The organism is Xanthobacter tagetidis (genome assembly GCF_003667445.1).
Lineage (GTDB): Bacteria > Pseudomonadota > Alphaproteobacteria > Rhizobiales > Xanthobacteraceae > Xanthobacter > Xanthobacter tagetidis.
Genome location: NZ_RCTF01000004.1, coordinates 260394 through 285002 on the forward strand (window position 1 = coordinate 260394; position 24609 = coordinate 285002).

Consider the following 24609-nt stretch of genomic DNA (forward strand, 5'->3'; position numbering starts at 1 on the left):
GAAATGAGCCCCCGGCCAAACCGGAGGGCGACGGCGGGAATTCGGCCAGCGCCGCACACAATCGTCGCGGCGACCCTGCCGCGTCCGTCGAACGCGCAAAGCGCGCCGCCCGTCCCGCGAGGGGAGAGCGGCGCGCCGCGCGTCAGGTCACGCCGACTTCTTCTTGTCGTCGTCGACTTCGGTGAACTCGGCGTCCACCACGTCGTCCGCCGGCTTGGAGGCGCCCGCCTCGCCGCCCTGCTGGGCCGCATACATGGCCTCGCCGAGCTTGAGGGAGGCCTGGGCCAGGGCGTTGGTCTTGGCGGTGATGGCCTCGGCGTCGTCGCCCTCCATCACGCTCTTGAGGTCAGCCACGGCGGTCTCGATGGCGCCCTTCTCCGCCGCGCCGACCTTCTCGCCATGCTCGGCGAGGGCCTTCTCGGTGGAGTGGATGAGCGCCTCGGCGTGGTTCTTCGCCTCCACCGCCGCGCGGCGCTTCTTGTCCTCGGCCGCGTGGGCCTCGGCGTCCTTCACCATCTTCTCGATGTCGGCATCGTTCAGGCCGCCCGAGGCCTGGATGCGGATCTGCTGCTCCTTGCCGGTGCCCTTGTCCTTGGCGGAGACGTTGACGATGCCGTTGGCGTCGATGTCGAACGTCACCTCCACCTGCGGCACGCCGCGCGGCGCCGGCGGCAGGCCCATGAGGTCGAACTGGGCCAGCAGCTTGTTGTCCGCCGCCATCTCGCGCTCGCCCTGGAACACGCGGATGGTCACCGCGGTCTGGCCGTCCTCCGCCGTCGAGAACACCTGGCTCTTCTTGGTGGGGATGGTGGTGTTGCGGTCGATGAGGCGGGTGAACACGCCGCCCAGCGTCTCGATGCCCAGCGACAGCGGGGTCACGTCGAGCAGCAGCACGTCCTTCACGTCGCCCTGGAGCACGCCCGCCTGGATGGCGGCGCCGATGGCGACCACCTCGTCCGGGTTGACGCCCTTGTGGGGCTCCTTGCCGAAGAACTGCTTCACCACTTCCTGCACCTTGGGCATGCGGGTCATGCCGCCGACGAGGACAACCTCGTCGATCTGCCCGGCGGTGAGGCCGGCATCCTTGAGCGCGAGCCGGCAGGGCTCGACGGTCTTCTGGATCAGGTCGTCCACCAGCGCCTCGAACTTGGCGCGGGTGAGCTTCATGGTGAGATGCTTCGGGCCGGAAGCGTCGGCCGTGATGAAGGGCAGGTTGATCTCGGTCTGGGTCGCAGACGACAGCTCGATCTTCGCCTTCTCGGCGGCCTCCTTGAGGCGCTGGAGCGCGAGCTTGTCGTTGCGCAGGTCGATGCCCTGCTCCTTCTTGAACTCGTCGGCCAGGTAGGTCACCAGGCGCATGTCGAAGTCCTCGCCGCCGAGGAACGTGTCGCCGTTGGTGGACTTCACCTCGAACACGCCGTCGCCGATCTCCAGCACCGACACGTCGAACGTGCCGCCGCCGAGGTCGTAGACCGCGATGGTGCCGGAATTCTTCTTCTCGAGGCCATAAGCGAGCGCCGCCGCGGTGGGCTCGTTGATGATGCGCAGCACTTCGAGGCCGGCGATCTTGCCGGCGTCCTTGGTGGCCTGGCGCTGGGCGTCGTTGAAGTAGGCCGGGACGGTGATGACCGCCTTCTCGACCTTCTCGCCGAGGAACGCCTCGGCGGTCTCCTTCATCTTCTGCAGGATGAAGGCGGAGATCTGCGAGGGCGAATACTTCTTGCCGTCGGCCTCCACCCAGGCGTCGCCATTGTCGGCGCGCACGATGGAGTAGGGCACGAGCTTCTTGTCCTTCTCGACGGTCGGGTCGTCGTAGCGGCGGCCGATGAGGCGCTTCACCGCGAAGAAGGTGCGCTCGGGATTGGTGACGGACTGGCGCTTGGCGGGCTGGCCGACGAGGCGCTCGCCGTCCTCCGTGAAGGCGACGATGGAGGGCGTGGTGCGCGCGCCCTCGGCGTTCTCGATGACTTTCGGGGTGGACCCCTCCATCACCGCGACGCAGGAATTGGTGGTGCCGAGGTCGATGCCGATGATCTTGGCCATATGTTTCTCCTTGCCGGCAGACCGGCCGGACCCTTTCGGCGTCCGCTGGGGATACCCACGGGCCCCTCCCGCGGCGATCCGCCGGCCCCCTTTACGAAATTGGGGTTCGTCGCGAAAACGACGATCGAAGGCGCATATAGGGGGGGCCATTTGGCGCCGCAAGGCGTCCATTGCGCCGCTTCGGCCCTTTTTCACATTGCTGCGAGGAGAACCTTCATGACCGACCGCCACCCGAGGGGCCGCGCCCCGGGGTCAGACCCGCGCTCCGTCCTCGTGGTGGTGGACCTGCAGGTCGACTTCCTGCCCGGCGGGGCGCTTGCCGTACCGGGCGGCCACGAGGTTCTCGGCCTGTGCAACCGCGCGGCGGCGACCTTCCGCAACGTCGTCCTGACCCAGGACTGGCACCCGCCGGGCCATGCCTCGTTCGCCTCCAGCCATTCCGGCCGCGTGCCGTTCGAGACCATCGACCTGCCCTACGGGCCGCAGGTGCTGTGGCCCGACCACTGTGTCGAGGACACGCCCGGCGCGCGCTTCTCCGCCCATGTGGATGTGCCGCACGCCCAGCTCATCATCCGCAAGGGGGTGCACAAGGGGATCGACAGCTATTCCACCTTCTACGAGGCCGACCGCACCACCCCGACCGGGCTCTCGGGCTATCTCCGGGACAAGGGCATCGACACCGTCTACCTCGCCGGCCTCGCCACCGACTTCTGCGTCGCCTGGTCGGCGGTGGACGCGGCGCGGCACGGCTTCGCGACCCATGTGGTGGACGATTGCTGCCGCGCCATCGACCTCGACGGCTCGCTCGCCAAGGCGTGGGCCGACATGACGGCGGCGGGCGTGCGGCAGGTGCGGCTCGACGATCTCGCGGTGTGAGGCCAGCGCCTCAGGCGTCCACCGCGCTCATGAAGCCGAGCGGGGCGCCGGTCGCATCCATCACGATGGCGAAGGCGCCGACGCCCGGCACCTCGAAGGGCGGCCGCAGCATGCGCCCGCCTTCCGCCTCCAGGATCTTGAGGCGGGCCGGCAGGTCGTCCACGTTGATGTAGCTGAACCAGTGCGGCGGCACCGACGGCGGGACGATGTCGGTCTTGTCCATGATGCCGGCCACCGCCTCCTCGCCCAGCATGGCGACGAAATAGGTGCCGCCGCTCTCCATGGGCATCTGCTCGAAGGTCCAGCCCAGCGTCGCGCCGTAGAAGGCCTTGGCCTTCTCCACGTCGTCGGTCAGCAGCTCGTTCCAGTAGAATTTTCCGTGCGGCGCCATCGGCCCCCCCGTTCGTGGCGCGCATCCGGCGCGCACCGGCCAGCTTGCAGCTGCAAGCTGACCGGATACCGCGTTCTTGCGCTAAAAGTTAGAGGGGTGCTCTACCGCATCACGTAGACGACGCGGCGCGTGCCGGGCTCCACCAGCACCGTCTGCTGGGTCGGCGTGACGAAATAGAGCATGGAGCGCACCGCATCCTGGCCGCCGTCCCAGTTGCGGTTCTCCTCCTGGCGCACCGCGAACTGATTCAGCACCACGGTTTCCGGAACCACCGCGCCCACGGTGGGATCGAACTCGGACCCGTAAGTGGCGGCCGGCACCGGGTTCTGGGCCACATAGGCGGTGATGTACTGCTGCTGGAGGGGGGTGACGACCGTCGCCTGAGCCAGCGCGCCGCCGGTGCCGGCGGCCAGCAGGAAAAGCGAAAGCCCGAAGGTCTTGCCATGTCTCATGATCCGAACTCCTCTCGGCTACGAAACTGAAGAGAAGGACAGCCGAGCGAAGAAAAAGTTCCCGGCAGCAGTCACGCTCAAGCGTCACGAATGGTTTCAGCCGAATATTTGCCCTGTCTTCGCTGCAATGGCACCATGGCGAATGGGGTGTTTTCGACTACTCCATCCCAATCGCTTCGGAGGCGCCGCAGGTGCGGGAAAGTGAAGCCGATCAACAGGGCCTTGAGATCGCGCCCGGATGCCTCTGGTTCCGGGAGGCGCTCGACCGGCCGGCGCAGGAGTCGCTCATCGCCGACATCCGCGCGGTGATCGCCGCGGCGCCGCTCTTCACCCCGCGCATGCCGCGCACCGGCAAGCCGTTCTCGGTGCGCATGACCAATTGCGGGCCGCTCGGCTGGGTGTCGGACGAGACCGGATACCGCTACCAGCCGTTCCATCCGGACACCCGCGCGCCCTGGCCGGCCATGCCGGCGGCGCTCCGCGCCTTGTGGGCGGCCCATGCGGGCGACGCCCCGCCGCCGGAGGCCTGCCTCGTCAACCTCTACGCCCCGGATGCGCGCATGAGCCTGCACCAGGACCGGGACGAGGACGACCTGACGGCGCCGGTCCTGTCGGTGTCGCTGGGCGACACCGCCGTGTTCCGCATCGGCGGCCCCGCGCGCAGCGATCCCACCCGCTCGGTGCGTCTGTCGTCCGGCGACGTGCTGCGGCTCGGCGGGGCGAGCCGGCTCGCCTTTCACGGGGTGGACCGGGTGATCGCCGGCTCGTCCACGCTGATCGACGGCGGCGGTCGCATCAACCTCACCTTGCGCCGGGTGACGGTTTCCGCTTGATTCGTCACGCTTCGGCCCCCTTTGGACCACAGAAGCCGAACGTCCGGATCCCGGTCCGGCCCCTTGGAGCCCGCCTGATGCGCCTTGCCTTTGCCGCCGTGCTCGTCGCCGTCTCCGCCGCCCTGTCCAGCGCCGCCGCCGCCGAGGTGGAGTTCCCGCGCGGCTCAATCATCGGCATGGTTCCGCCGGACGGCATGAGCGAGGGGCGCACCTTCGCCGGCTTCGAGGATCGCGAGAAGGGCGCCGCGGTGCTGCTGGTGGACATGCCGGCCGAGGCGTTCCCGCAGCTGGAGGCAAGCTTCACCGACGCGGCGCTCGCCGAGAAGGGCATCAAGGTCCAGCGCCGCGAGAACTTCCCGGTGGCCGGAGCCAAGGGCATCCTCGTCACCGGCACCCAGGCCGCCGGCGCGGTGACGCTGCGCAAGTGGGTGCTGCTGGCGGGCAACGACATGCTGACTGCCCTCGTGACGGTCCAGGTGCCGGAGGGCCAGGACGCCGCCTATCCCGACGCCAAGGTGCGCGCGGCGCTGTCGACGCTCGCCTTCCGCTCGGCCCGCGATCAGGTGGCGGCGCTGCCCTACACCCTCAATGACCTCGCCGGCTTCCGGGTGGTGCGCACGCTCGGCGGCTCCACCGTCATCCTCACCGACGGGCCGAACAACGTGGTGGATGGCGCCGAGCAGCCCTATTTCGTCGTCTCCGTCGCCGGCGGGGCGCCACGCGACGACGAGCGCGGCCGCTTCGCGGTACGCGCGCTCGCCGGCCTGCCGGGCCTGAAGGACCTCCAGGTCGAGCGGGCCGAGCCGCTGCGCATCGCCAACCACACCGGCTACGAGGTGATGGCGAAGGGCGTGGACGCCCGCACCGGAACGCCGGTGAAGGTGATCCAGTGGATGCGCTTCGGTACGACGGGCCACATGCGCATGGTCGGCGTGACGCCGCTCGACAGCTTCCCCGAACTCTATCCGCGCCTGCGCGCCATCCGCGATGGCGTCGAGCCGCGCTGAGCGGCGGGCCTTGGGGGCGCGGCCCGCTCCTGCGACATGCCGACGCCGCTTGCGCGGCCGGTGCTGCCCTGCGTCACCTGGACTTCCGGCCGCCGCGACCCCACCTGACGGAAGACAGGCGAACAGGAAACCCGGGACGATGAGCGACGAGGAGAGGAACCGCTTCTCCGCCCGCGCCTTGCGCTATGCGCGGGTGGGCGCCGGCATGGGGGGCGTCGCCGCCCGCATGGCATCGAGCCGCCTCATCGGCGGGGAGAGCGGCGCCAATGCGGCCGCGCTCGCCGCGGCGCTGGGCGGCCTCAAGGGCCCGCTCATGAAGGTGGCGCAGCTCATGGCCACGGTTCCGGACCTGCTGCCGCCGGAATATGCCGCCGAACTGCAGAAGCTCCAGGCCGACGCCCCGCCCATGGGCTGGGCGTTCGTGAAGCGCCGCATGATGGCGGAGCTCGGGCGGGACTGGGAAAGCCGGTTCGCCACCTTCGCCCACCAGCCGGCCGCCGCCGCCTCCCTCGGCCAGGTGCACCGCGCCACCACGCTCGACGGCGAGGAGGTGGCGTGCAAGCTCCAGTATCCGGACATGCAGGCGGCGGTGGAGGCGGACCTCGCCCAGCTCGATCTGCTGTTCTCGCTGCATCGCCGCCTGAGCGCGGTGATCGACACCCGCGAGATCGCGGTCGAGATCGGCGAGCGGGTGCGCGAGGAGCTGGACTATCGCCGCGAGGCGAAGCACGCCGCGCTCTATGCTGCCATGCTTGCCGACGAGAAGCGGGTCCGCGTCCCGCGCGTGCGCGCCGACCTGTCCACCGGCCGGCTCCTGACGCTGCAATGGCTGGAGGGCGAGCGCATCCTCTCCTTCGTGGACGAGCCGCTTGAGACCCGCAACCGTCTCGCGCAGGCCATGTTCGCCGCCTGGTGGGTGCCGTTCAGCCGGTTCGGCGTGATCCACGGCGATCCCCATCTCGGCAACTACACGGTGTTCCGGGACGAGGACGCTCCCGCCGGGATCAACCTGCTGGACTATGGCTGCATCCGCATCTTCCCGCCGCGCTTCGTGGCCGGGGTGGTGGAGCTTTATCGCGGCCTCATGGCGGGCGACGAGGCGCGCATCGTCGGCGCCTACGAGACCTGGGGCTTCAAGGGCCTGAAGCGGGAGGTCATCGACGTGCTCAACATCTGGGCCGGCTTCATCTACGGCCCGCTGATGGACGACCGGGTGCGCACCATCGCCGACGGGGTGGCGCCGGGCCAGTATGGGCGGCGCGAGGCGTTCCAGGTCCATACCGCGCTGAAGGCGCTCGGCCCGGTGACGGTGCCGCGCGAGTTCGTGTTCATGGACCGCGCCGCCATCGGCCTCGGCGCGGTGTTCCTGCACCTCAATGCGGAGCTGAACTTCCACCGGCTGTTCGAGGAGGCCATCGGCGATTTCGACCCGGCCGCCCTCGCCCACCGGCAGGAAGCGGCACTGGCCGAGGCGGGGCTGCGGTAGCGCGCCGGAACGAAAGCCGGGCCTGCCGCGTTCTCCGCCCCGCAGAGGGCGGACACAACAGGGGCCGGGGAGGGGCGAGATGGCACCGCGTGCGCAATGGAAGGGCGTCCTCAGGATCGGCGCTTTCACCTGCCCGGTGGCGCTGTTCACCGCCGTCTCCACCTCCGAGCGCATCGCCTTCCACACCCTGAACCGTGCCACCGGCCACCGCGTGAAGCGGGAGTTCGTGGATTCCGTCACCGGCAAGCCGGTCCCGGCGGAAGACCAGGTGAAGGGCTACGAGACCGCCGACGGCCGCACCGTGACGCTGGAGCCCGAGGAGGTGGCCGCCGCCGTCCCCGAGAGCGACAAGACGCTGGACGTCACCGGCTTCCTGCCCTGCGACCAGATCGACGAGATCTATCTCGACCGCTCCTATTATCTCGCCCCGGCCGATGCGGGCGCCGAGACCGCGTTCGTGGCGCTCAGGGAGGGACTGCGCAAGGCCAAGGCGGCGGCGCTCGCCCATGCGGTGCTGTTCCGCCGCTTCCGCGTGATCCTGGTGCGGCCGCAGGACGAGGGTCTCGTCGCCACCCTGCTGAACTTCGACTACGAGGTGCGCTCCGCCCGCGCGGCGTTCGCCGACGTGCCGCAGGTGAAGACCAAGGGGGAGATGCTCGACCTCGCCCGGCACATCATCGACACCAAGCGCGGCACGTTCGATCCGGCGGGGTTCGAGGACCGCTACGAGGCGGCCCTGGCCGAACTGGTGAAGGCCAAGCAGGCCGGCAAGCCCCTGAAGCCCGCCCGCAAGGCGGCCGGCGGCAAGGTGATCGACCTGATGGATGCTTTGCGCCGCAGCGCCGGGACGGCGGGCGGCACCCCATCCGCGAAGGCGCCGAAGAAGGCGCCGGCGCGCAGCGCCAAGGCGAAGGGCGCCAAGGAGGCCCCAGCGAAAGCGCCGGCGGCCAAGTCCCGGCGAAAGGCGGGCTGAGCCATGTCGCTCGCCACCTACCGCAGGAAGCGCGACTTCACCCGGACCCCGGAGCCGCGCGGCGCAGCTCAAAAGGCGAAGGGCGCCGCCTACGTCATCCAGAAGCACGCGGCGCGGCGGCTGCATTACGACCTGCGCCTGGAACTCGACGGCGTGCTGAAGAGCTGGGCAGTCACGCGTGGCCCGAGCCTCGACCCGGCGGACAAGCGCCTTGCGGTCGAGGTGGAGGACCATCCGCTGGACTATGGGGATTTCGAGGGCACGATCCCGAAGGGCGAATATGGCGGCGGCACCGTCATCGTCTGGGACCGCGGCACCTGGAGCCCGATCGGCGACGCCCATGCGGGGCTCAAGAAGGGGCACCTGGAATTCGCGCTCCACGGCGACAAGCTCAAGGGCCGCTGGCACCTGGTGCGCATGGCGCCGCGGGCGCGGGAAAAGCGGGTCAACTGGCTGCTGATCAAAGGCGAGGACGCCGAGGCCCGGTCGCCGGACGCGCCGCCGGTGGTCGAGCGCGAGCCGCTCTCGGTGAAGACGGGCCGCCCCATCGAGGCGGTGGAAGGCGAGGCGCCGGGCTGGTCCTCCCGCACCGGCGGACCGGTGGGCGACCCCGCACCGAAGGCCGCGAGCGCACCCAAGACGACCCCGAAGATGGCGCCGAAGGCCAAGGCCAAAAAGCTGCCGGCGGCGAAGGCCGGGGCCAAGCCCAAGCGGGCCGCCGTCTCGCAAGCGGTGTCCGCCGCGCCGCCCGCCGACGATCCGCTCGCTTTGCCGGGCGCCAAGGCCGCAGCGCTGCCGGATGTGGTGGCGCCCATGCTGGCGAGCCTCGCCGCTGCCCCGCCGAAGGGGGCGGACTATGTCCATGAGATCAAGTTCGACGGCTACCGCGTCCTCGCCCGCATCGACGGAGGGACGGTGCGGCTCATCACCCGCGGCGGGCTCGACTGGAGCGACCGTTTCGGTCCCGCATTGACCGAGGCTCTCGCCGGCGTCCCCGTGCGGCAGGCACTGATCGACGGCGAGGTGGTGGTGGAGACGGCATCCGGCGCCGCGGATTTCTCGGCGCTCCAGCACGATCTGTCCGAGGGCCGCAGCGACCGGCTCGTGCTCTATGCGTTCGACCTGATCCATCTGGACGGGGTCGACCTCACGGCGGTGCCGCTGATCGCGCGCAAGGCCCGGCTGGAGGCCTTGCTCGCGGGCGCGCCGCCGGTGCTGCGCTTCAGCGCCCATTTCACCGAGGACGGCGCGCAGGTGTTCGCCCATGCCTGCCGCCTCGCGCTGGAGGGCATCGTCTCCAAGCGCGCTGACGGCCGCTACCGTTCCGGCCGCTCGCGCGACTGGATCAAGACCAAGTGCACGGCGCGGCAGGAATTCGTGGTGGCGGGCTTCACCCCCTCGTCGGTGGCGAAGGGCGCCATCGGCTCCCTGGTGCTCGGTGTCTACGAGAAGCGCCGCCTCGTGCCGGTGGGGCGGGTGGGCACCGGCTTTTCCGCCGCCGCGGCGCGCGAGCTGTTCCGCACCTTCTCCGCCCTGGAGACGGCCCAGAGCACGTTCGCCGTGCCCCTGTCGGCGGAGGCGGCGCGCGGCGTGCGCTTCGTCGATCCCAAGGTGGTGGCGGAGGTGGAGTTCCGCGGCTTCACGGCGGACGGCAACCTGCGCCACGCCTCGTTCCAGGGCCTGCGCGACGACAAGCCGGCCAGCAAGGTGGTGCGCGAGATGCCGACACAGGCGAAACAACCGGCGGCGGAGGCAACGGCGCCGCGCCGGGCGCCGGCCGCCCTCACCCATCCCGACCGGATCTACTGGCCCGATGCAGGCGTCACCAAGCAGGGCCTCGCCGACTATTGGGCCGAGGTCTACGACCGGGCCTCGCCGCATCTCACGGGCCGGCCGCTCGCGCTGGTGCGCTGCCCGGAGGGCATTGCGGGCGAGCGCTTCTTCCAGAAGCACCTGTGGCAGGGCGCGCGGCGCGCCATCGTCGCGGTGCGCGATCCGAGGGACGCCTCAGGCGCGGCGCTGGTGAGCATCAAGGACCTCGCCGGCCTGCTCGGCCTGGTCCAGGCCGCGGCGCTGGAGATCCATCCCTGGGGCTCGACGGTGAAGGACTGGGAGACGCCTGACCGTATCGTCATGGACCTCGACCCGGGCGAGGGCGTGCCGTGGGAGGCGACCCTTGCCGGCGCCGTCGAGGTTGCCGAGCGGCTGAAGCAGGCCGGCCTCGTTCCGTTCGTGAAGACCAGCGGCGGCAAGGGCCTGCACGTCGTTGCGCCGCTCACACCCAAGGCACAATGGCCGCAGGTGAAGGCGTTCACCAAGGCGATCGCCGACGCCATGGCGGCCGACAGTCCCGAGCGCTATGTGGCGACCATCGCCATGGCCAAAAGGCGCGGGCGCATCCTCATCGACTATCTGCGCAACCAGCGCGGCGCCACCGCCGTCGCGCCCTATTCGCCGCGCGCCCGGCCCGGCGCGCCGGTCTCCATGCCGCTCCACTGGGACGAATTGGGCCCGGCCATCGGTCCCGCTTATTTCACGGTTGCGAACGCGCCGGCGCGCCTCGCGGCCGCCGCCGACCCCTGGGCCGATTTCACCGCCGCCGCCGCGCCGCTCGCGGACGGGCCGCGCACCACGACCCGCCGCAGGAAGGCGTGAGCGGCCGTTTGGTCAATCGCAGAGATGGGCGCCTGGAGCCCCCTTAAATCCTTGAGCCACGTCATGGCCGGGCTTGTCCCGGCCATCCACGCGGTCGGGAGGGAACGCGTTATCCGATCAGCTTGCCGTGCGAGCTGATCGGCGCGTGCCCTAAACCGGCTTCATCATCTGCGCCAGCGCATGCTCCATGGAGGCGGGCGAGACATGGATCAGCCCGTCGAACGGCGAACTCATCTCCAGGATGATGAAGATCGCGCCCCCGAGACAGGCGGCGCACAGCATGAGCGTGGTGACGGAAACCCGGTTGATCGGCGCGAACAGGCCGAAGCTCATGAAGATGAACGTGAGCCAGGCGATCAGCACGGCCGTGAAGAGCGGCGGCACCGCGGTCACGCTTTCCTCGATCACGGTCCATCGCAGCACCGACAGGCTGCGGCTCCGATCGAGCGCCTCCGCCTTCAGCTCGATCTGAAGGGGCGTCTCCGGCGACAGCGCACGCAGCGCCCGCGTGACGTCGGAGAACGGCACCTGCGACCAGGGGTCGTGCTCCTGCGCCTGTCCCCGCCCATTGGGAGCGGCGGCCGGCTCCCTGATGCCCCAGGTATCCGCCAGCAGCTCGCGCGTGAATCCGGCGAGCGCCAGGCGCACCGGCTCGGCCTGAGGCCCGTAGTCGCGCAGCGTGCCGTCGAGGGTGATGAGATAGGTGGCGAACTGCTGCACGTCGCGCGAGGTGGAGTCGAAATTGCCTTTCACTGACGCGGTCATCAGGCCGAGGATCAGCGAGGACACGGCCACCACCATGCCCACGCCGAGCTTCACCGCATCCTGCGTTTCCTTGGCGAGATGGCGCTCGGCAAGCCGGCGCGCGACCGCCATGCCGAGCATGGCGCCGCAGAACAGCGCCAGGAAGACGATTACAGCGATCAGGAGATCCGGCATGGAAGGTTTCGCCGCGTGCTCCGGAGGACCCGGCATCGAGGAGGGAAATACCGTCTCCTTAACCGGAGAAGCGGTCCTGCCTCAAGGTCTCGCTGCGGCAAGCAGCGCGCGCTTGCGGGCAAGGTCGAGATAGCCCGCATACACCGCGTCGCCGATCACATAGGCCGGGGTGTCTATGACGCCGAGCGCCGAGGCCAGCGCAGCGGCCCGCGAAAGATCTTCGGTATATTGCGGCTGGATGGAGCGGTTGAAGATCTGGTAGCGGTCGAGACCCGCGCGCTGGGCCGCCCCCAGGGCCACCACGCCGTCGATCGGTCCGTCCCTTTCGGCCAGATCGAAATAGAAGGCCTCGAACAGGTCCACGCCCCTGCCGAGCACCGCGAGCGCCACCCGTGCCGCCTCCAGCGAGCGGACATCGATGCGCGGCGCCTGGACCACCGCATAGGCGAGACGCGGGTCTCCGGCCAGGAGTTCCCGCATGTCGCGCGCCGAGCGGCGCCATTCGGGCGTGTTGAAATCCACCAGCTCAGTGATGCGCGGCGCGGTCCCCGGCGCCCCCAGCACGGCCTTCCCCGGCAGGGCGCCGAGCTTGGCGGCCGCCTCCACCGTCAGGGGCCGCGGGCCGGCGGCCTGCGCGCGCGACGTCGCGGGCAGCGCCGCGGCGGACAGAGCACCGGCGGCCGCCGCGATCAGATGCCGGCGCGAGAGGCCGGAATTGGGGCTGTGGCCGGCCATCGCGCGGGCGCCGCGCGGCTATTCGGCGGCTGCAATCGGAGCATCGGCGGCGAGCTTGGCCTCCGCATCCTCCTGCGTCTTCAGCACGTCCGGATGGGGCATGGAGATGATGTTGTAGCCGGAATCGACGAAGTGGACCTCGCCGGTGACGCCGGTGGACAGGTCCGACAGCAGATAGAGCGCGGAGCCGCCCACTTCCTCGATGCTGACCGTGCGGCGCAGCGGGGCGTGGCGCTTCTGGTAGTTGAACATCAGCCGCGCATCGGCGATGCCGGCGCCCGCGAGCGTGCGCACCGGGCCGGCGGAGATCGCGTTCACCCGGATGGCGGCCGGGCCGTAGTCGGCCGCCAGATAGCGCACCGACGCCTCCAGCGCCGCTTTGGCGACGCCCATCACGTTGTAGTTCGGCATCACCCGCGTCGAGCCGCCATAGGTCAGCGTCACCAGCGAGCCGCCGTTCGGCATGAGCGCCGCGGCGCGCCGCGCCACCTCGGTGAACGAGAAGCAGGAGATCACCATGGTGCGGGAGAAGTTCTCCCGGCTGGTATCGGCATAGCGCCCCTTCAGCTCCGACTTGTCGGAGAAGGCCACCGCATGCACCAGGAAATCGATGCTGCCCCACGTCTCCTTGAGGGTCGCGAACACCTGGTCGACGCTGGCGAGATCCTCCACGTCGCAGGGCATCAGCAGGTCCGAGCCGATGCTCTGGGCGAGCGGGCGCACGCGCTTGCCCATGCCCTCGCCCTGATAGGTGAAGGCGATCTCGGCGCCCTGCGACGCCAGCGCCCTGGCGATGCCCCAGGCGATGGAGTGGTCGTTGGCGACGCCCATCACCAGACCACGCTTGCCCTTCATCAGATCCTGCATCGCCTACCCTTAGAGCAGCTTCGTTGATGCCTGCCGCCGGAACCCGCCGACGTCAGGCGTCCACATGCTTCAGCACCAGGCAGGCATTGGTGCCGCCGAAGCCGAAGCCGTTGGAAAGCACGTGGCCGAGCTGGGCGTTGTCCACCCGCTGGCGCACGATCGGCATGTCGGCGAAGGCCGGGTCGATCTCCTCGATGTTCGCGCTCTCGGCGATGAAGCCGTTCTGCATCATGAGGATGGAGTAGATCGCCTCGTGCACGCCGGTTGCGCCCTGCGAATGGCCGGTGAGCGACTTGGTCGCCGAGATCGGCGGGCAATTGGCGCCGAACACCTCGCGGATCGCCTCGATCTCCTTGAGATCGCCGATCGGCGTCGAGGTGGCGTGCGGATTGATGTAGTCGATGGGCGCCTTGATGGAGGACATGGCGAGCTTCATGGCCCGCGCCGCGCCCTCGCCGGAGGGCGCCACCATGTCGGCGCCGTCGGAGGTGGCGCCGTAGCCGGCGACCTCGGCATAGATGCGGGCGCCGCGCGCCTTGGCGTGCTCCAGCTCCTCCAGCACCAGCACCCCGGCGCCGCCGGAGATGACAAAGCCGTCGCGATTCTTGTCATAGGCCCGCGAGGCCACCGCCGGGCGGTCGTTATAGGCCGAGGACATGGCGCCCATGCCGTCGAACAGCACGGAAAGCGTCCAGTGCAGGTCCTCGCAGCCGCCGGCGAAGATCATGTCCTGCTTGCCGTACTGGATCAGCTCGTAGGCGTTGCCGATGCAGATGTTGGTGGTCGCGCAGGCGGCCGAGATGGAATAGCTCAGGCCCTTGATCTTGAACCAGGTGGACAGCGTCGCCGAGGCGGTGGAGCCCATGGCCTTCGGCACCGCGAACGGGCCGACGCGCTTCGGTCCCTTGTCGCGGGTGATGTCGGCGGCGTCGACGATGGTCTTGGTGGACGAGCCGCCCGAGCCCATCACGAGGCCGGTGCGCTCGTTGGAGATGTCGGTGCTCTCCAGCCCCGCGTCGCGGATCGCCTGGTCCATGGCGACATGGTTCCAGGCGGTCCCGCCGCCGTGGAAGCGCATGGCGCGCCGGTCCACCACCTCTTCCGCGTTCAGCGTCGGGGCGCCATGCACCTGCGAGCGGAAGCCGAGCTTGGCGTAGTCGTCCGCGAAAGAGATGCCGCTCTTGGCCTCGCGCAGGCTGGCGAGCACCTCCTGCGTGGAATTTCCGATGGACGAGACGATGCCCATCCCGGTAACGACGACGCGGCGCATGTCACCCGTCCCCCATTGCTTTTGAGACGTTATGGCGCGGGATCGTGGCGAGGCCTTGTCAGGCGCCCGCCGACCCCGGAGCCATGTCCGTCTGGAAGAGGCCGACCTTGAGGTCCTTGGCCCGGTAGATCACGGTGCCGTCGGCCTCGAGCCAGCCGTCGGCGATGCCGAGCACCAGCTTGGAGCGCATGACGCGCTTGAGCTCCACCCCGTAGACCACTTTCTTCATCTCGGGCAGCACCTGCCCGGAGAATTTGAGTTCGCCCAGTCCGAGCGCCCGCCCGCGCCCCGGAGAGCCGAGCCAGCCGAGGAAGAAGCCCACCATCTGCCACAAGGCGTCGAGGCCGAGGCAGCCCGGCATCACCGGATCGCCCTTGAAGTGGCAGGGAAAGAACCAAAGGTCTGGATTGACGTCCAACTCGGCCCGCACCATGCCCTTGCCGTATTCGCCGCCGGTTTCCGAAATCTCGGAGATGCGGTCGAACATGAGCATGGGCGGCAGCGGCAATTGCGCGTTTCCGGCCCCGAACAGCTCGCCACGTCCGCACGCCAGAAGATCTTCATACCCGAAGCTGGTCTGCCGTTCCGCCATTCTCGCCGGTTTCGCCATGCTGCCCGTCATGGTGGCCATGAGGGCCCGTGAAGGGTCGTTTCCATCGAGCCCGAAGGCCCGCCCCCGCGGACGAGGGCGGCACTCCCTAACATAGGCAAGGGCGCGCTCAAAGTCATGAAAGCGTCACGCGCACGATAAGTCGCGCCTTGGGCGAACCGGGCGGCGCGTTTCGGGTTAGGCTTGCAAGGCGGGGCGCGCCGAGAGCCGGCGTTCCTGGTGCCCCACGCCCGGAGCCGACCGCGCCACGACGACCAAGAGAGGCCACCATGCTGACAAACATGCTGAAGGAATTCAGGGACTTCGCCGTGAAGGGCAATGTCGTCGACCTGGCGGTGGGCGTCATCATCGGCGCCGCCTTCGGCAACATCGTCACCTCCCTGGTGAGCGACATCTTCATGCCGGTGATCGGCGCCGTCACCGGCGGCCTCGACTTCTCGAACTACTATGTTCCGCTGTCCTCGGCGGTGACAGCGGAGAACCTCGCCGACGCCAAGAAGCAGGGGGCGGTGCTCGCCTACGGCGCGTTCATCACCATCGCCATCAACTTCCTGATCGTCGCGGCGATCCTGTTCATGCTGGTGCGGGGCATCAACCATCTGCGCCGCCAGCAGGCGGAGAGCGCCGCCAAGGCGCCGCCGCCGGCGCCCACCGCCACCGAGGCGCTGCTGACCGAGATCCGCGACCTGCTGAAGGCCGAGGCCGGCTCACCGGGCGTCGGCACCCACCGCATCGGCGACTGAGGTAAAGCCGTCCGCCTTGAGGCGCCGGGCAAGGTCCGCCTTGACCCGCGCCACCAGGCACGGCCCGCCGAACACCATGGCGGAGTAGATCTGCACCAGGCTCGCCCCGGCGCGGATCTTGGCGTAGGCGTCCGCGCCCGAGGCGATGCCGCCGACCCCCACCAGGGGGATGCGGCCGCGCGTCAGCCGGTAGAGCGCGGCGAGGCGCTCGGTCGACAGAGCGAACAGCGGCTTGCCGGACAGGCCGCCGGTTTCGCCCTTGAAGCGGCTTTTCAGGGTGGCCGGCCGCGCGAGCGTGGTGTTGCCCATGATGAGGCCGTCCACCCTGGTCTCCAGCGCCACTTCGGCGACGTCGCAGAGCCCCTGGTCGTCGAGGTCGGGCGCCACCTTCACCAGCAGCGGCGGGCGGGCCGCCGGATCGGCGATGGCGGCGTCGCGCACGGCGATGGCGTGGGCGATCAGGGTTTCCATCTCCACTTTGGCCTGGAGCGAGCGCAGGCCCGGCGTGTTGGGCGAGGAGATGTTGCACACCAGATAGTCCGCAAGGCGGCAGGTGGCGGCGATGCCGGCTGCATAGTCGTCGACCGCGTCCGCTGTGTCCTTGTTCTTCCCCACATTGGCCCCGACGATGCCGGGCCGGCCCGCCGCGCGGCGCGCCTCCAGCCGGCGCACGAACGGGTCGAGCCCCTGCGAGTTGAAGCCGAAGCGGTTGATGACCCCCTCGTCCTCCTCCAGGCGGAACAGGCGCGGCTTCGGGTTGCCCGGCTGCGGGCGGGGCGTCACCGTCCCCGCCTCCACGAAGCCGAAGCCGAGGCCGAGGATGGCGTCCACCGCCTCGGCATTCTTGTCGAACCCGGCGGCGAGGCCCACCGGGTTGGGGAAGGAAAGCCCCCACACGCGGGTCGCCAGCACCGGGTCGTCGCCATCCGGCGCCGCCGGCACCAGACCGTGCCGGAGCGCGGCCAGCGCCAGCTCGTGGGCACGCTCGGGCGAGACGAGGCCGAGCGCCGGGCGCATCAGGGCGTAGAGGTCCATCGGCGGGGGCTCACTCTCCGGTGGTGGCGGCGCCGCCGTGGGCCTTCGACCAGGCGTGGGGATCGTGGAGGAATGCCTCGATCTGCGCCACCTGCTCGGTCGGGAAGGTGTTCATCTCCTTCACCTGCGCCAGCACGTCCCACCAGGTGGCGAGCCGGTGCAGGGTGAGACCGGCGTCTTTGAGGATGCCCGCCGATTCGGCGAAGATGTCGTAATAGAAGAACACGAAGCAGTGGCCGCACTCGGCCCCGGCATTGCGCAGCGCGTTCACGAACAGCACCTTGCTCTTGCCGTCGGTGGTGAGGTCCTCCACCAGCAGGATGCGCTGGCCCTCCTCGATATGGCCCTCGATCTGCGCGTTGCGGCCGAAGCCCTTGGGCTTCTTGCGCACATATTGCATCGGTAGCATGAGCCGGTCCGCCACCCAGGCCGCGAATGGGATGCCGGCGGTCTCGCCGCCCGCCACCGCATCGAACTTCTCGTAGCCGGCCTCGCGGAAGATGGTGGAGATGCCGAAGTCCACCAGCGTCTGGCGCACGCGCGGGAACGAGATCAGGCGCCGGCAATCCACATAGACCGGGCTCGCCCAGCCTGAGGTGAAGATGAAGGGCTCGCCCGAGGAGAAGCGCACCGCCTCCACCTCGATCAGCATGCGGGCAGTCTCTTTGGCGATGGTGGCCTTGTCGGGAAAAGCGGTGACGTTCGCCATGAGGAATGCCCCTTCGTCGGAAGTCTCGGTCGGAGGGGGCATATATCAGAGGCGCGGGCGATGGGCACCCGGATTGCGGCGGGAGGACAGCGCCCGCCCGCCGCAGGTGCTCAGCGCACCTCCACCGGCACCCGGCCGAGCACGCGCCGGCCGTCGACGCCCTGGAGCACGTAGCGGACCTCGAAGCGCCCCGGCGCGCTCGGCGCGGTCAGCACGGCGGGCTTGCCGTCGAGCGTGCGGGTATAGGCATAGTCCAGCTCGCCGCTGGTCTCGGCCGCGCCGGCCGGGACGAGGTCCACATAGTCGCCCTTGCCGTTCGGCCCGGACCAGTCCACCTCGACGGCGGCGGCCGGGGCGACCTGCGCCGGGGCCTTCAGCATGACCGGCTCCACATCCTCCACCGTGAGCGGGACGCGCGCCAGCTCGCGCCGGCCGCCGGGGGCTTCGAGCACATAGCGCACCACATAGGCGCCCGGCTGCGCCGGCAGCTTCAGTTCCACCGTCTCGCCGTCGTCCGACTTATCCACATAGGCATAGTCGGTTTCGCCCGTCGTCTGCCTGTGGGCGGCGGGAACGAGGTCCACATAGTCTCCCGCGCCCTTCGGTCCGCGCCAGTTGACGGTCAGCTCCGCGCCCACCTTGGCCTTGGGCGGGAAGGCGAGCGCCGCGGTGGCGGCGGTCACCTCCAGCGGGACGGAGACCAGCACCGTGCGGCCGCCGGGCGCCTCCAGGACATAGCGCAAGGCGTACCGCCCGACGTCGCCGGGTGCCCTCAGCGTCGCCGGGTTGCCCTGCTTGGCGTAGGCATAAGAGAGTTCGCCCGCCGTTTCCTTGTGGCCGGAGGGCACGACATCCACATAGTCGTGCCCCTCGCCCGGTCCCTTCCAGGTCACCTCGAACGCAGATCCGGCGGGAACGGAGGCGGGCGCGATGAGCGCCACCTTGCTGTCGCCAACCTCGACCTTGCCCGTCGCCAGAACCCGATGCTGGTCCGGCCCGGCCCAGACATAGCGGATGTCGTAGGTTCCGGGCGTTCCGGGCGCGCGCAGGGCCGCGTCCGTGCCCTTCGCGACATAGGCGTAGGAGAGTTCGTTGCCGATGTCCTTGGTGCCGGCGGGAACGATGTCCAGATAGTCGTTAGCGGCCGCGGGGCCGGTCCATTTGACCGTGAAGCTCGTGCCGATCGCGGGCTTGGCGGCGGTGGAAACCGTCGCCCGCGGGACGGCGACGGACGGCGGCGGCGCCGCCGTCTGCGGCTTGGGCACCGGGGGCGCGGCGACGGTGCGCGCGAGCGCGTCCCTCAGTTCCGCCTCGTTGCCGGCGCGGATGTAGCGCCCTCCGGTTCGCTCGGCGAGACAGGCGACCTGGCGCCCTTCCTCCCGGGTCAGCCCGAAGCCGACCACATGGGCGGTGAAGTCGATCCCCGTCGCCTCCAGTTCGGCCGCGAGCGCGCACGGATCGGCGGCGCAGGTCTCGACCCCGTCGGTGATGAGGATGACGGTCGCCTTGTCCTCGCCGGAGCGCAGCGCGGAGGCCGCCTGCCGGACGCTTTCGGTGAGCGGCGTCTTGCCGAGGAAGCGCATCTTGTCGGCCGCCGCCGCGATGGCGGCGCCGCTGCCGGGCGCGGGGGGAACCACCAGCTCGATGTCGGCGCAGTTGCCCCGCTCGCGATGGCCATAGGCCATGAGGCCGACTTCCGCGCCGGGCGGCAGCCTGGCCAGCGTCTGGCGCAGCGCCTGCCGGGCGATCTCCAGCTTCGGCTTGCCGTCGATGGCGCCCCACATGGAGCCGGAGGCATCGAGGATGATCATGGTGCGTTCCGCCGCCAGCGCGGGCGCGGAAGCGACGCAGAGAAAGAAGAGAAGAAGGCGGATCATGTGCATGATGATTTCCTATCCCACCCGACCAAATCGAACCCCGCGCCCGGCGAAGGAGCCATTCACGGAATAGAAATGCAACCGGAATTGCCGAAACACAGAAAAATCCATCGCTTCTCATGCGGTGATGCCCATGACAGTAACGGCGGCGGAGGGAACTACGCGCGTGCCGTCACCGGCATCTTCCGATGGCCCGGAAGCGCCGGCGATGACCGGAGAAACTGCCGGTCCTTGCGCCGGAACGCGCATCGGCGCCCTCCCGCATTGACGCCATCGCCTTATCCCCTATGCTGCGGCACGGCATCGCGACTCGCCTATCAGGAGTGGCGCGAAGCCGATCGGACGATCCCTGCGGGAGAGACCGGCGGCCTTTCGGGGCGCAGCCGGCGCCGAAGGCGCAACCGCCCCGGAACCGCTCAGGCAAAAGGGCCGCAGGGGGACGAGACTCTGGAAAGCAGCGCACCTCCCGCGACGGAGGCAGGCGCTCACCGAAGGAGTAAGCCGCGCCCTTCCACGAGGCGTGGTGAAATCTCTCAGGTTTCCCGGACAGAGGGGGCGCCGCGCGGACCCGGACACGGGTCCGCCAGCTTGGCGCATCCTGTCGGGAGCCTTTCATGGCGCAGCCGGACGAACACGCGGGTCCCCTCCAGAAGACCCCGCTCTACGCCGAACATATCGCCCTCGGCGCCCGCATGGTGCCGTTCGCCGGCTACGAGATGCCGGTGCAATATGCCGACGGCATCCTTTCCGAGCACAATTGGACCCGCACCCATGCGGGCCTGTTCGACGTCTCCCACATGGGCCAGGCGATCCTGCAGGGGCGCGACCACGCCGCCACCGCCCGCGCGCTCGAGGCGCTGATCCCGGCCGACATTCTCAATCTTGCCGAGGGCCGCCAGCGCTATTCCCAGCTCACCGCCGAGGACGGCGGCATCATCGACGACCTGATGGTCACCCGCCCCGCCGGCGAGGCCAATGACGGGCGCCTGCTGCTGGTGGTGAACGCCGCCCGCAAGGAGGTGGACTTCGCCCACATCGCCGCGCGCCTGCCCTCCTCCGTGCGGCTCGACGTGGTGGAGGACCGCGCGCTGATCGCGCTCCAGGGGCCCGAGGCGGCCATGGTCATGGAGCGCCACTGCCCCGACGCGCTCGGCCTCGGCTTCATGGAAGCCGCGGTGCTGCTGGTGGACGACTTCCCCATGCAGGTGTCGCGCTCCGGCTATACCGGCGAGGACGGCTTCGAGATTTCCGTGCCGGCGCTGGAGGCGCCGCTGCTCTGGGCGCGCCTGATGGCCGAGCCGGAGGTGCGCGCCATCGGCCTCGGCGCGCGCGACAGCCTGCGGCTTGAGGCGGGGCTCTGCCTCTACGGGCACGACATCAACCTGTCCACCTCGCCGATCGAGGCCGCGCTCGCCTGGTCGATCCAGAAGCGCCGGCGCCTCGATGGCGGCTTTCCCGGCGCGGTGCGCATCCAGCGCGAGCTGACCGAGGGTACGCAGCGCACCCGCGTTGGCTTGAGGATCGAGGGCCGCCAGCCGGCGCGCGAGGGGGCCGAGATCGCCGCCGCCAGCGCGGTCATCGGCGTCGTGACCTCGGGCGGCTTCGCGCCGAGCCTCAACGCGCCGATCGCCATGGGCTATGTGCCGCCGGCCTATGCCGCGCCCGGCACCGCGCTCGAAGTGCTGGTGCGCGGCAAGGCGCTGCCCGCCTCGGTCGTCGCCCTTCCCTTCATGCCGACGCGCTACCACCGCAAATCCTGAACCGGGGGCCTGAGACCATGACCAGCGTGCGCTACACCAAGGACCACGAATATGTCCGCGTCGACGGCGCGGTGGCCGTCGTCGGCATCTCCGACTACGCCCAGAGCCAGCTCGGCGACGTGGTTTTCGTCGAGCTGCCGGACGTCGGCAAGACCGTGGAGAAGGGCAAGGAGGCCGCCGTCGTCGAGAGCGTGAAGGCGGCGAGCGAAGTCTATGCCCCCCTCTCCGGCGAGGTGGTGGAGGTGAACGCCGAGCTGGAGGGCAATCCCGGCCTCGTCAACACCGACGCCGAGGGCCAGGGCTGGTTCCTGAAGCTGAAGCTCGCCGACCCGGCGGAGCTCGACGCCCTCATGGATGCCGACGCCTACAAGGCCTTCCTGGACACGCTGGGCTGACGCGTGCGCGTGCCGCCTGCCTGAGAAAGACCGCATCATGCGATACCTGCCGCTGACCGCCGACGACCGCGCCGAGATGATGGCGCGGATCGGCATCGCCTCCGTGGACGCCCTGTTCGCCGACATCCCGAAGGACAAGCGCGAGGGCGAGCTGCCCGATCTGCCGCGCGCCAAGGGCGAACTGGAGGTGGAGCGGCAGCTTGCCCGCCTCGCGGCGAAGAACGTGCCGGCGGGCTCGGTGCCATTCTTCGTCGGCGCGGGGGCCTATCGCCACCACGTGCCGGCGAGCGTCGACCACCTGATCCAGCGCTCGGAATTCCTCACCTCCTACACGCCCTACCAGCCCGAGATCGCCCAGGGCACGCTGCAATACCTGTTTGAGTTCCAGACCCAGGTGGCCGAGCTGACCGGCATGGAGGTGGCCAATGCCTCCATGTATGACGGCTCCACCGCCGCCGCCGAGGCGGTGCTCATGGCCCACCGCGTCACCCGGCGGCGCAAGGCGGTGCTGGCCGGCAACCTGCACCCCCATTACCGCGCCACCATCGAGACCGTCTCGCGCTATGCCGACGACGCTGTGGCGGCGCTGGCGCCGGTGCCGGCGGGCGGGGAAGACCTGCTGTCGGCCATCGACGAGAGCGTGTCCTGCATCGTCGTGCAGTCGCCGGACGTGTTCGGCAATCTCGTGGACCTGAAGCCCATCGCCGCGAAGGCGCATGCCGCCGGCGCGCTGCTGATCGCGGTGTTCACCGAGGTGGTGTCGCTCGGCCTCGTCGAGCCGCCGGGCGCCCAGGGCGCCGACATCGTCGTCGGCGAGGGCCAGTCCATCGGCAATGCGCTGAATTTCGGCGGCCCCTATGTGGGCCTGTTCGCGACCCGGCCGAAATTCATCCGCCAGATGCCCGGCCGCCTCGCCGGCGAGACGGTGGACGCGGAAGGCCGGCGCGGCTTCGTGCTGACGCTCTCCACCCGTGAGCAGCACATCCGCCGCGAGAAGGCGACCTCCAACATCTGCACCAATTCCGGCCTCTGCGCGCTGGCCTTCACCATCCACATGTCGCTGCTCGGGCGCACGGGGCTGACGCGGCTCGCGCGCCTCAACCATGCGAGCGCCTGCGACCTCGCCGAGCGGCTCGCGGCGGTGCCGGGGGTGGAGGTGCTGAACGCGACGTTCTTCAACGAATTCACCATCCGCGTGCCGGGCAAGGCGGCGGACGTGATCGAGAGGCTGGCGCAGAAGGGCGTGCTCGGCGGCGTCCCCTATTCCCGCCTTGCGCCGAAGGCCGGCCTCGACGACCTCATCCTGGTCGCCGCCACCGAGACCACGACCGAAGACGACCGCGCCGCCTATGCGGCCGCGCTGAAGGAGGTGCTGGCATGAACCGCGAAGGCCGGGGCGCCACCGCCCCTACCGCAGGAACCGCCGCGCAGGCGCCCGCCACCTTCACCGGCAACCGGGGGCTGGACCTTGAGGAAGGGCTGATCTTCGAGATCGGCCGGTCCGAGGTCACCGGCGTGGACATTCCCGAGCCGCCGGACTTCCGCGCCCGCCTCGGCGGGCTGGAGCGCAAGGTCGCGCCCGATCTGCCGGGCCTCTCCGAGCCCGAGGCCATGCGCCATTACGTGCGCCTCTCGCGCATGAATTACGGCATCGACAGCGGCCTGTTCCCGCTCGGCTCGTGCACCATGAAGCACAATCCGCGCCTCAACGAGAAGATGGCGCGCCTCGCCGGCTTCGCGGACATCCATCCGCTGCAGCCGGTCTCCACCGTCCAGGGCGCGCTGGCCGTGATGACGGAGCTGTCGCGCTACCTGCTGGAGCTCACCGGCATGGCCGCCGTGGCGCTGCCGCCCAAGGCCGGCGCCCATGGCGAACTGTGCGGCATGATGGCGATCAAGGCCGCCCACCTGGCCGCCGACCAAGGCCACCGCCACGTGGTGGTGGTGCCCGAGAGCGCCCACGGCACCAATCCCGCCACCGCCGCCTCGATCGGCTACGAGGTGCGCGCCATCCCCGCCCGCGCCGACGGCACGGTGGACGTGGAGGCGGTGAAGGCCGCTCTCTCGCCCGAGGTGGCGGCCCTCATGCTGACCAACCCCAACACCTGCGGCCTGTTCGAGCCCGACGTGGTGAAGATCGCCGCCGCGGTGCATGAGGCCGGCGCCTATTTCTATGCCGACGGCGCCAACTTCAACGCGATCCTCGGCAAGGTGCGCATCGGCGACCTGGGCGTCGACGCCATGCATATCAACCTGCACAAGACCTTCTCGACGCCGCACGGCGGCGGCGGGCCGGGCGCGGGGCCGGTGGTGCTGTCCCCGGCGCTGGCGCCGTTCGCCCCGGTGCCCTGCGTGGTGGAGCACGGCGGCGCGCTGACCCTGGTGGAGGACGAGGGCGCGGCGGGCGCCGAGGCCGCGCTTGGCCGCATGAGCGCGTTCCACGGCCAGATGGGCATGTTCGTGCGGGCGCTCGCCTGGATGCTGTCCCACGGGGCGGACGGCATGCGCCAGGCGTCCGAGGACGCGGTGCTGTCGGCCAACTATGTCCGCGCCAGCCTCAACGACCTCATGAGCGTGCCGTTCCCGGACCGGCCCGCCATGCACGAGGCGCTGTTCGACGACACCTGGCTCGCCGGCACGGGCATCTCCACGCTGGACGTGGCAAAGGCGCTGATCGACGAGGGCTACCACCCCATGACGGTCTATTTTCCGCTGGTGGTGCATGGCGCGATGCTGATCGAGCCGACCGAGAGCGAATCCAAGGCCTCCCTCGACCTCTTCATCGCCACCCTGCGCGACCTCGCACTGGCGGCGAAGGCGGGCGACACGGCGCGCTTCCTGGGCGCGCCCTATTACGCCCCGCGCCGGCGCCTCGACGAGACCCGCGCCGCCCGCGCCCCGGTGCTGCGCTGGTTGAAGTCCGCCCCGCTCGGCGCGGCGGCCGAATAGCGCC

The 24609-nt window shown here is 69.9% G+C and carries 22 protein-coding genes and 2 riboswitches; of the genes, 11 read left to right on the plus strand and 11 right to left on the minus strand.

Going from position 1 to position 24609, the window contains the following annotated elements; all coding sequences use genetic code 11:
- Window positions 1-147: 147 nt before the first annotated feature.
- Complete coding sequence (gene dnaK / locus D9R14_RS07235; protein WP_121622640.1) at window positions 148-2043, minus strand: molecular chaperone DnaK; 1896 nt, start codon at window positions 2041-2043, stop codon at window positions 148-150.
- 216 nt (window positions 2044-2259) lie between these two features.
- On the opposite strand from dnaK, the gene pncA reads away from it, so the two are divergent.
- On the plus strand, window positions 2260-2919 hold the full coding sequence (gene pncA, locus D9R14_RS07240; RefSeq protein WP_147452972.1) for a bifunctional nicotinamidase/pyrazinamidase: 660 nt from the start codon (window positions 2260-2262) through the stop codon (window positions 2917-2919).
- A gap of 10 nt (window positions 2920-2929) precedes the next feature.
- Here the strand turns inward: pncA and D9R14_RS07245 are convergent, their stop codons facing one another.
- Window positions 2930-3310 carry a VOC family protein gene (locus D9R14_RS07245; protein WP_121622642.1) on the minus strand — a complete coding sequence of 127 codons (381 nt, stop codon included), beginning with the start codon at window positions 3308-3310 and terminating at the stop codon, window positions 2930-2932.
- Between the two features lie 101 nt (window positions 3311-3411).
- Window positions 3412-3762, minus strand: a complete 351-nt coding sequence (locus tag D9R14_RS07250) for a DUF1236 domain-containing protein (RefSeq protein ID WP_121622643.1) — start codon at window positions 3760-3762, stop codon at window positions 3412-3414.
- Between the two features lie 191 nt (window positions 3763-3953).
- Here D9R14_RS07250 and D9R14_RS07255 point away from each other — a divergent pair, with 191 nt between their 5' ends.
- From D9R14_RS07255 to ligD, 5 genes are all read left to right on the plus strand, one after another.
- Window positions 3954-4595, plus strand: a complete 642-nt coding sequence (locus D9R14_RS07255; RefSeq protein WP_121622644.1) for an alpha-ketoglutarate-dependent dioxygenase AlkB — start codon at window positions 3954-3956, stop codon at window positions 4593-4595.
- A gap of 77 nt (window positions 4596-4672) precedes the next feature.
- Complete coding sequence (locus D9R14_RS07260) at window positions 4673-5602, plus strand: hypothetical protein (protein ID WP_121622645.1); 930 nt, start codon at window positions 4673-4675, stop codon at window positions 5600-5602.
- 139 nt (window positions 5603-5741) lie between these two features.
- On the plus strand, window positions 5742-7088 hold the full coding sequence (locus tag D9R14_RS07265; protein ID WP_121622646.1) for an ABC1 kinase family protein: 1347 nt from the start codon (window positions 5742-5744) through the stop codon (window positions 7086-7088).
- 79 nt (window positions 7089-7167) lie between these two features.
- Complete coding sequence (gene ku / locus D9R14_RS07270) at window positions 7168-8061, plus strand: non-homologous end joining protein Ku (protein WP_121622647.1); 894 nt, start codon at window positions 7168-7170, stop codon at window positions 8059-8061.
- A gap of 3 nt (window positions 8062-8064) precedes the next feature.
- Complete coding sequence (gene ligD, locus D9R14_RS07275; RefSeq protein WP_121622648.1) at window positions 8065-10716, plus strand: DNA ligase D; 2652 nt, start codon at window positions 8065-8067, stop codon at window positions 10714-10716.
- 150 nt (window positions 10717-10866) lie between these two features.
- Here ligD and D9R14_RS07280 read toward each other — a convergent pair whose 3' ends face one another.
- The 5 genes from D9R14_RS07280 to fabA all read right to left on the minus strand — a co-directional run bounded on the left by D9R14_RS07280 (window position 10867) and on the right by fabA (window position 15119).
- Window positions 10867-11655 (minus strand): bestrophin-like domain, encoded by a 789-nt coding sequence (locus tag D9R14_RS07280; protein WP_121622649.1) that lies wholly within the window; start codon window positions 11653-11655, stop codon window positions 10867-10869.
- Between the two features lie 81 nt (window positions 11656-11736).
- Window positions 11737-12390, minus strand: a complete 654-nt coding sequence (locus D9R14_RS07285; RefSeq protein ID WP_121622650.1) for a DsbA family protein — start codon at window positions 12388-12390, stop codon at window positions 11737-11739.
- Between the two features lie 18 nt (window positions 12391-12408).
- Complete coding sequence (gene fabI, locus D9R14_RS07290; RefSeq protein ID WP_121622651.1) at window positions 12409-13257, minus strand: enoyl-ACP reductase FabI; 849 nt, start codon at window positions 13255-13257, stop codon at window positions 12409-12411.
- A 52-nt stretch (window positions 13258-13309) separates the two neighbouring features.
- Window positions 13310-14527 carry a beta-ketoacyl-ACP synthase I gene (gene fabB, locus D9R14_RS07295; RefSeq protein ID WP_121622652.1) on the minus strand — a complete coding sequence of 406 codons (1218 nt, stop codon included), beginning with the start codon at window positions 14525-14527 and terminating at the stop codon, window positions 13310-13312.
- 58 nt (window positions 14528-14585) lie between these two features.
- Window positions 14586-15119: a 3-hydroxyacyl-[acyl-carrier-protein] dehydratase FabA gene (fabA, locus tag D9R14_RS07300; protein ID WP_121622653.1), complete on the minus strand. Its 534-nt coding sequence runs from the start codon at window positions 15117-15119 to the stop codon at window positions 14586-14588.
- A 299-nt stretch (window positions 15120-15418) separates the two neighbouring features.
- On the opposite strand from fabA, the gene mscL reads away from it, so the two are divergent.
- Window positions 15419-15880, plus strand: a complete 462-nt coding sequence (gene mscL / locus D9R14_RS07305; protein WP_121622686.1) for a large conductance mechanosensitive channel protein MscL — start codon at window positions 15419-15421, stop codon at window positions 15878-15880.
- Here the strand turns inward: mscL and D9R14_RS07310 are convergent.
- The 3 genes from D9R14_RS07310 to D9R14_RS23275 form a co-directional block, all read right to left on the minus strand.
- On the minus strand, window positions 15845-16915 hold the full coding sequence (locus D9R14_RS07310; RefSeq protein ID WP_121622654.1) for a quinone-dependent dihydroorotate dehydrogenase: 1071 nt from the start codon (window positions 16913-16915) through the stop codon (window positions 15845-15847). The two genes, mscL and D9R14_RS07310, sit on opposite strands and share 36 nt — an antisense overlap.
- 10 nt (window positions 16916-16925) lie before the next feature.
- A complete protein-coding gene (locus D9R14_RS07315) occupies window positions 16926-17624 on the minus strand; it encodes an orotate phosphoribosyltransferase (RefSeq protein WP_121622655.1) in 699 nt (232 codons plus the stop codon).
- A gap of 110 nt (window positions 17625-17734) precedes the next feature.
- Window positions 17735-19507, minus strand: a complete 1773-nt coding sequence (locus D9R14_RS23275; protein WP_184759501.1) for a vWA domain-containing protein — start codon at window positions 19505-19507, stop codon at window positions 17735-17737.
- A 336-nt stretch (window positions 19508-19843) separates the two neighbouring features.
- Window positions 19844-19943, plus strand: a riboswitch (glycine riboswitch).
- A gap of 3 nt (window positions 19944-19946) precedes the next feature.
- Window positions 19947-20053: riboswitch (glycine riboswitch) on the plus strand.
- A gap of 62 nt (window positions 20054-20115) precedes the next feature.
- Between D9R14_RS23275 and gcvT the strand changes: the two genes are divergently transcribed.
- From gcvT to gcvPB, 4 genes are read left to right on the plus strand one after another with little or no spacing between them, the layout of a single operon-like run.
- Window positions 20116-21261 (plus strand): glycine cleavage system aminomethyltransferase GcvT, encoded by a 1146-nt coding sequence (gene gcvT / locus D9R14_RS07325; RefSeq protein WP_121622656.1) that lies wholly within the window; start codon window positions 20116-20118, stop codon window positions 21259-21261.
- 17 nt (window positions 21262-21278) lie between these two features.
- Window positions 21279-21656, plus strand: coding sequence for a glycine cleavage system protein GcvH (gene gcvH, locus D9R14_RS07330; protein WP_121622657.1), 378 nt, complete (start codon window positions 21279-21281; stop codon window positions 21654-21656).
- A 37-nt stretch (window positions 21657-21693) separates the two neighbouring features.
- Complete coding sequence (gene gcvPA / locus D9R14_RS07335; protein WP_121622658.1) at window positions 21694-23037, plus strand: aminomethyl-transferring glycine dehydrogenase subunit GcvPA; 1344 nt, start codon at window positions 21694-21696, stop codon at window positions 23035-23037.
- A complete protein-coding gene (gcvPB, locus tag D9R14_RS07340) occupies window positions 23034-24605 on the plus strand; it encodes an aminomethyl-transferring glycine dehydrogenase subunit GcvPB (protein ID WP_121622659.1) in 1572 nt (523 codons plus the stop codon). Before gcvPA ends, gcvPB begins: the two co-directional genes overlap by 4 nt.
- The last annotated feature ends 4 nt before the right edge of the window (window positions 24606-24609 follow it).

What these genes read in the sequence shown, in the direction of transcription:
- gcvPA (WP_121622658.1), top strand. Translation starts at nt 21,694, where the DNA reads ATGCGATACCTGCCGCTGACCGCCGACGACCGCGCCGAGATGATGGCG.
- ligD (WP_121622648.1), top strand. Translation starts at nt 8,065, where the DNA reads ATGTCGCTCGCCACCTACCGCAGGAAGCGCGACTTCACCCGGACCCCG.
- fabI (WP_121622651.1), bottom strand. Translation starts at nt 13,257, where the DNA reads ATGCAGGATCTGATGAAGGGCAAGCGTGGTCTGGTGATGGGCGTCGCC.
- D9R14_RS07310 (WP_121622654.1), bottom strand. Translation starts at nt 16,915, where the DNA reads ATGGACCTCTACGCCCTGATGCGCCCGGCGCTCGGCCTCGTCTCGCCC.
- gcvH (WP_121622657.1), top strand. Translation starts at nt 21,279, where the DNA reads ATGACCAGCGTGCGCTACACCAAGGACCACGAATATGTCCGCGTCGAC.
- mscL (WP_121622686.1), top strand. Translation starts at nt 15,419, where the DNA reads ATGCTGAAGGAATTCAGGGACTTCGCCGTGAAGGGCAATGTCGTCGAC.
- D9R14_RS07265 (WP_121622646.1), top strand. Translation starts at nt 5,742, where the DNA reads ATGAGCGACGAGGAGAGGAACCGCTTCTCCGCCCGCGCCTTGCGCTAT.
- fabB (WP_121622652.1), bottom strand. Translation starts at nt 14,527, where the DNA reads ATGCGCCGCGTCGTCGTTACCGGGATGGGCATCGTCTCGTCCATCGGA.
- gcvT (WP_121622656.1), top strand. Translation starts at nt 20,116, where the DNA reads ATGGCGCAGCCGGACGAACACGCGGGTCCCCTCCAGAAGACCCCGCTC.
- D9R14_RS07245 (WP_121622642.1), bottom strand. Translation starts at nt 3,310, where the DNA reads ATGGCGCCGCACGGAAAATTCTACTGGAACGAGCTGCTGACCGACGAC.
- D9R14_RS07315 (WP_121622655.1), bottom strand. Translation starts at nt 17,624, where the DNA reads ATGGCGAACGTCACCGCTTTTCCCGACAAGGCCACCATCGCCAAAGAG.
- D9R14_RS23275 (WP_184759501.1), bottom strand. Translation starts at nt 19,507, where the DNA reads ATGCACATGATCCGCCTTCTTCTCTTCTTTCTCTGCGTCGCTTCCGCG.
- dnaK (WP_121622640.1), bottom strand. Translation starts at nt 2,043, where the DNA reads ATGGCCAAGATCATCGGCATCGACCTCGGCACCACCAATTCCTGCGTC.
- ku (WP_121622647.1), top strand. Translation starts at nt 7,168, where the DNA reads ATGGCACCGCGTGCGCAATGGAAGGGCGTCCTCAGGATCGGCGCTTTC.
- pncA (WP_147452972.1), top strand. Translation starts at nt 2,260, where the DNA reads ATGACCGACCGCCACCCGAGGGGCCGCGCCCCGGGGTCAGACCCGCGC.
- D9R14_RS07250 (WP_121622643.1), bottom strand. Translation starts at nt 3,762, where the DNA reads ATGAGACATGGCAAGACCTTCGGGCTTTCGCTTTTCCTGCTGGCCGCC.
- gcvPB (WP_121622659.1), top strand. Translation starts at nt 23,034, where the DNA reads ATGAACCGCGAAGGCCGGGGCGCCACCGCCCCTACCGCAGGAACCGCC.
- D9R14_RS07280 (WP_121622649.1), bottom strand. Translation starts at nt 11,655, where the DNA reads ATGCCGGATCTCCTGATCGCTGTAATCGTCTTCCTGGCGCTGTTCTGC.
- D9R14_RS07260 (WP_121622645.1), top strand. Translation starts at nt 4,673, where the DNA reads ATGCGCCTTGCCTTTGCCGCCGTGCTCGTCGCCGTCTCCGCCGCCCTG.
- fabA (WP_121622653.1), bottom strand. Translation starts at nt 15,119, where the DNA reads ATGGCGGAACGGCAGACCAGCTTCGGGTATGAAGATCTTCTGGCGTGC.
- D9R14_RS07285 (WP_121622650.1), bottom strand. Translation starts at nt 12,390, where the DNA reads ATGGCCGGCCACAGCCCCAATTCCGGCCTCTCGCGCCGGCATCTGATC.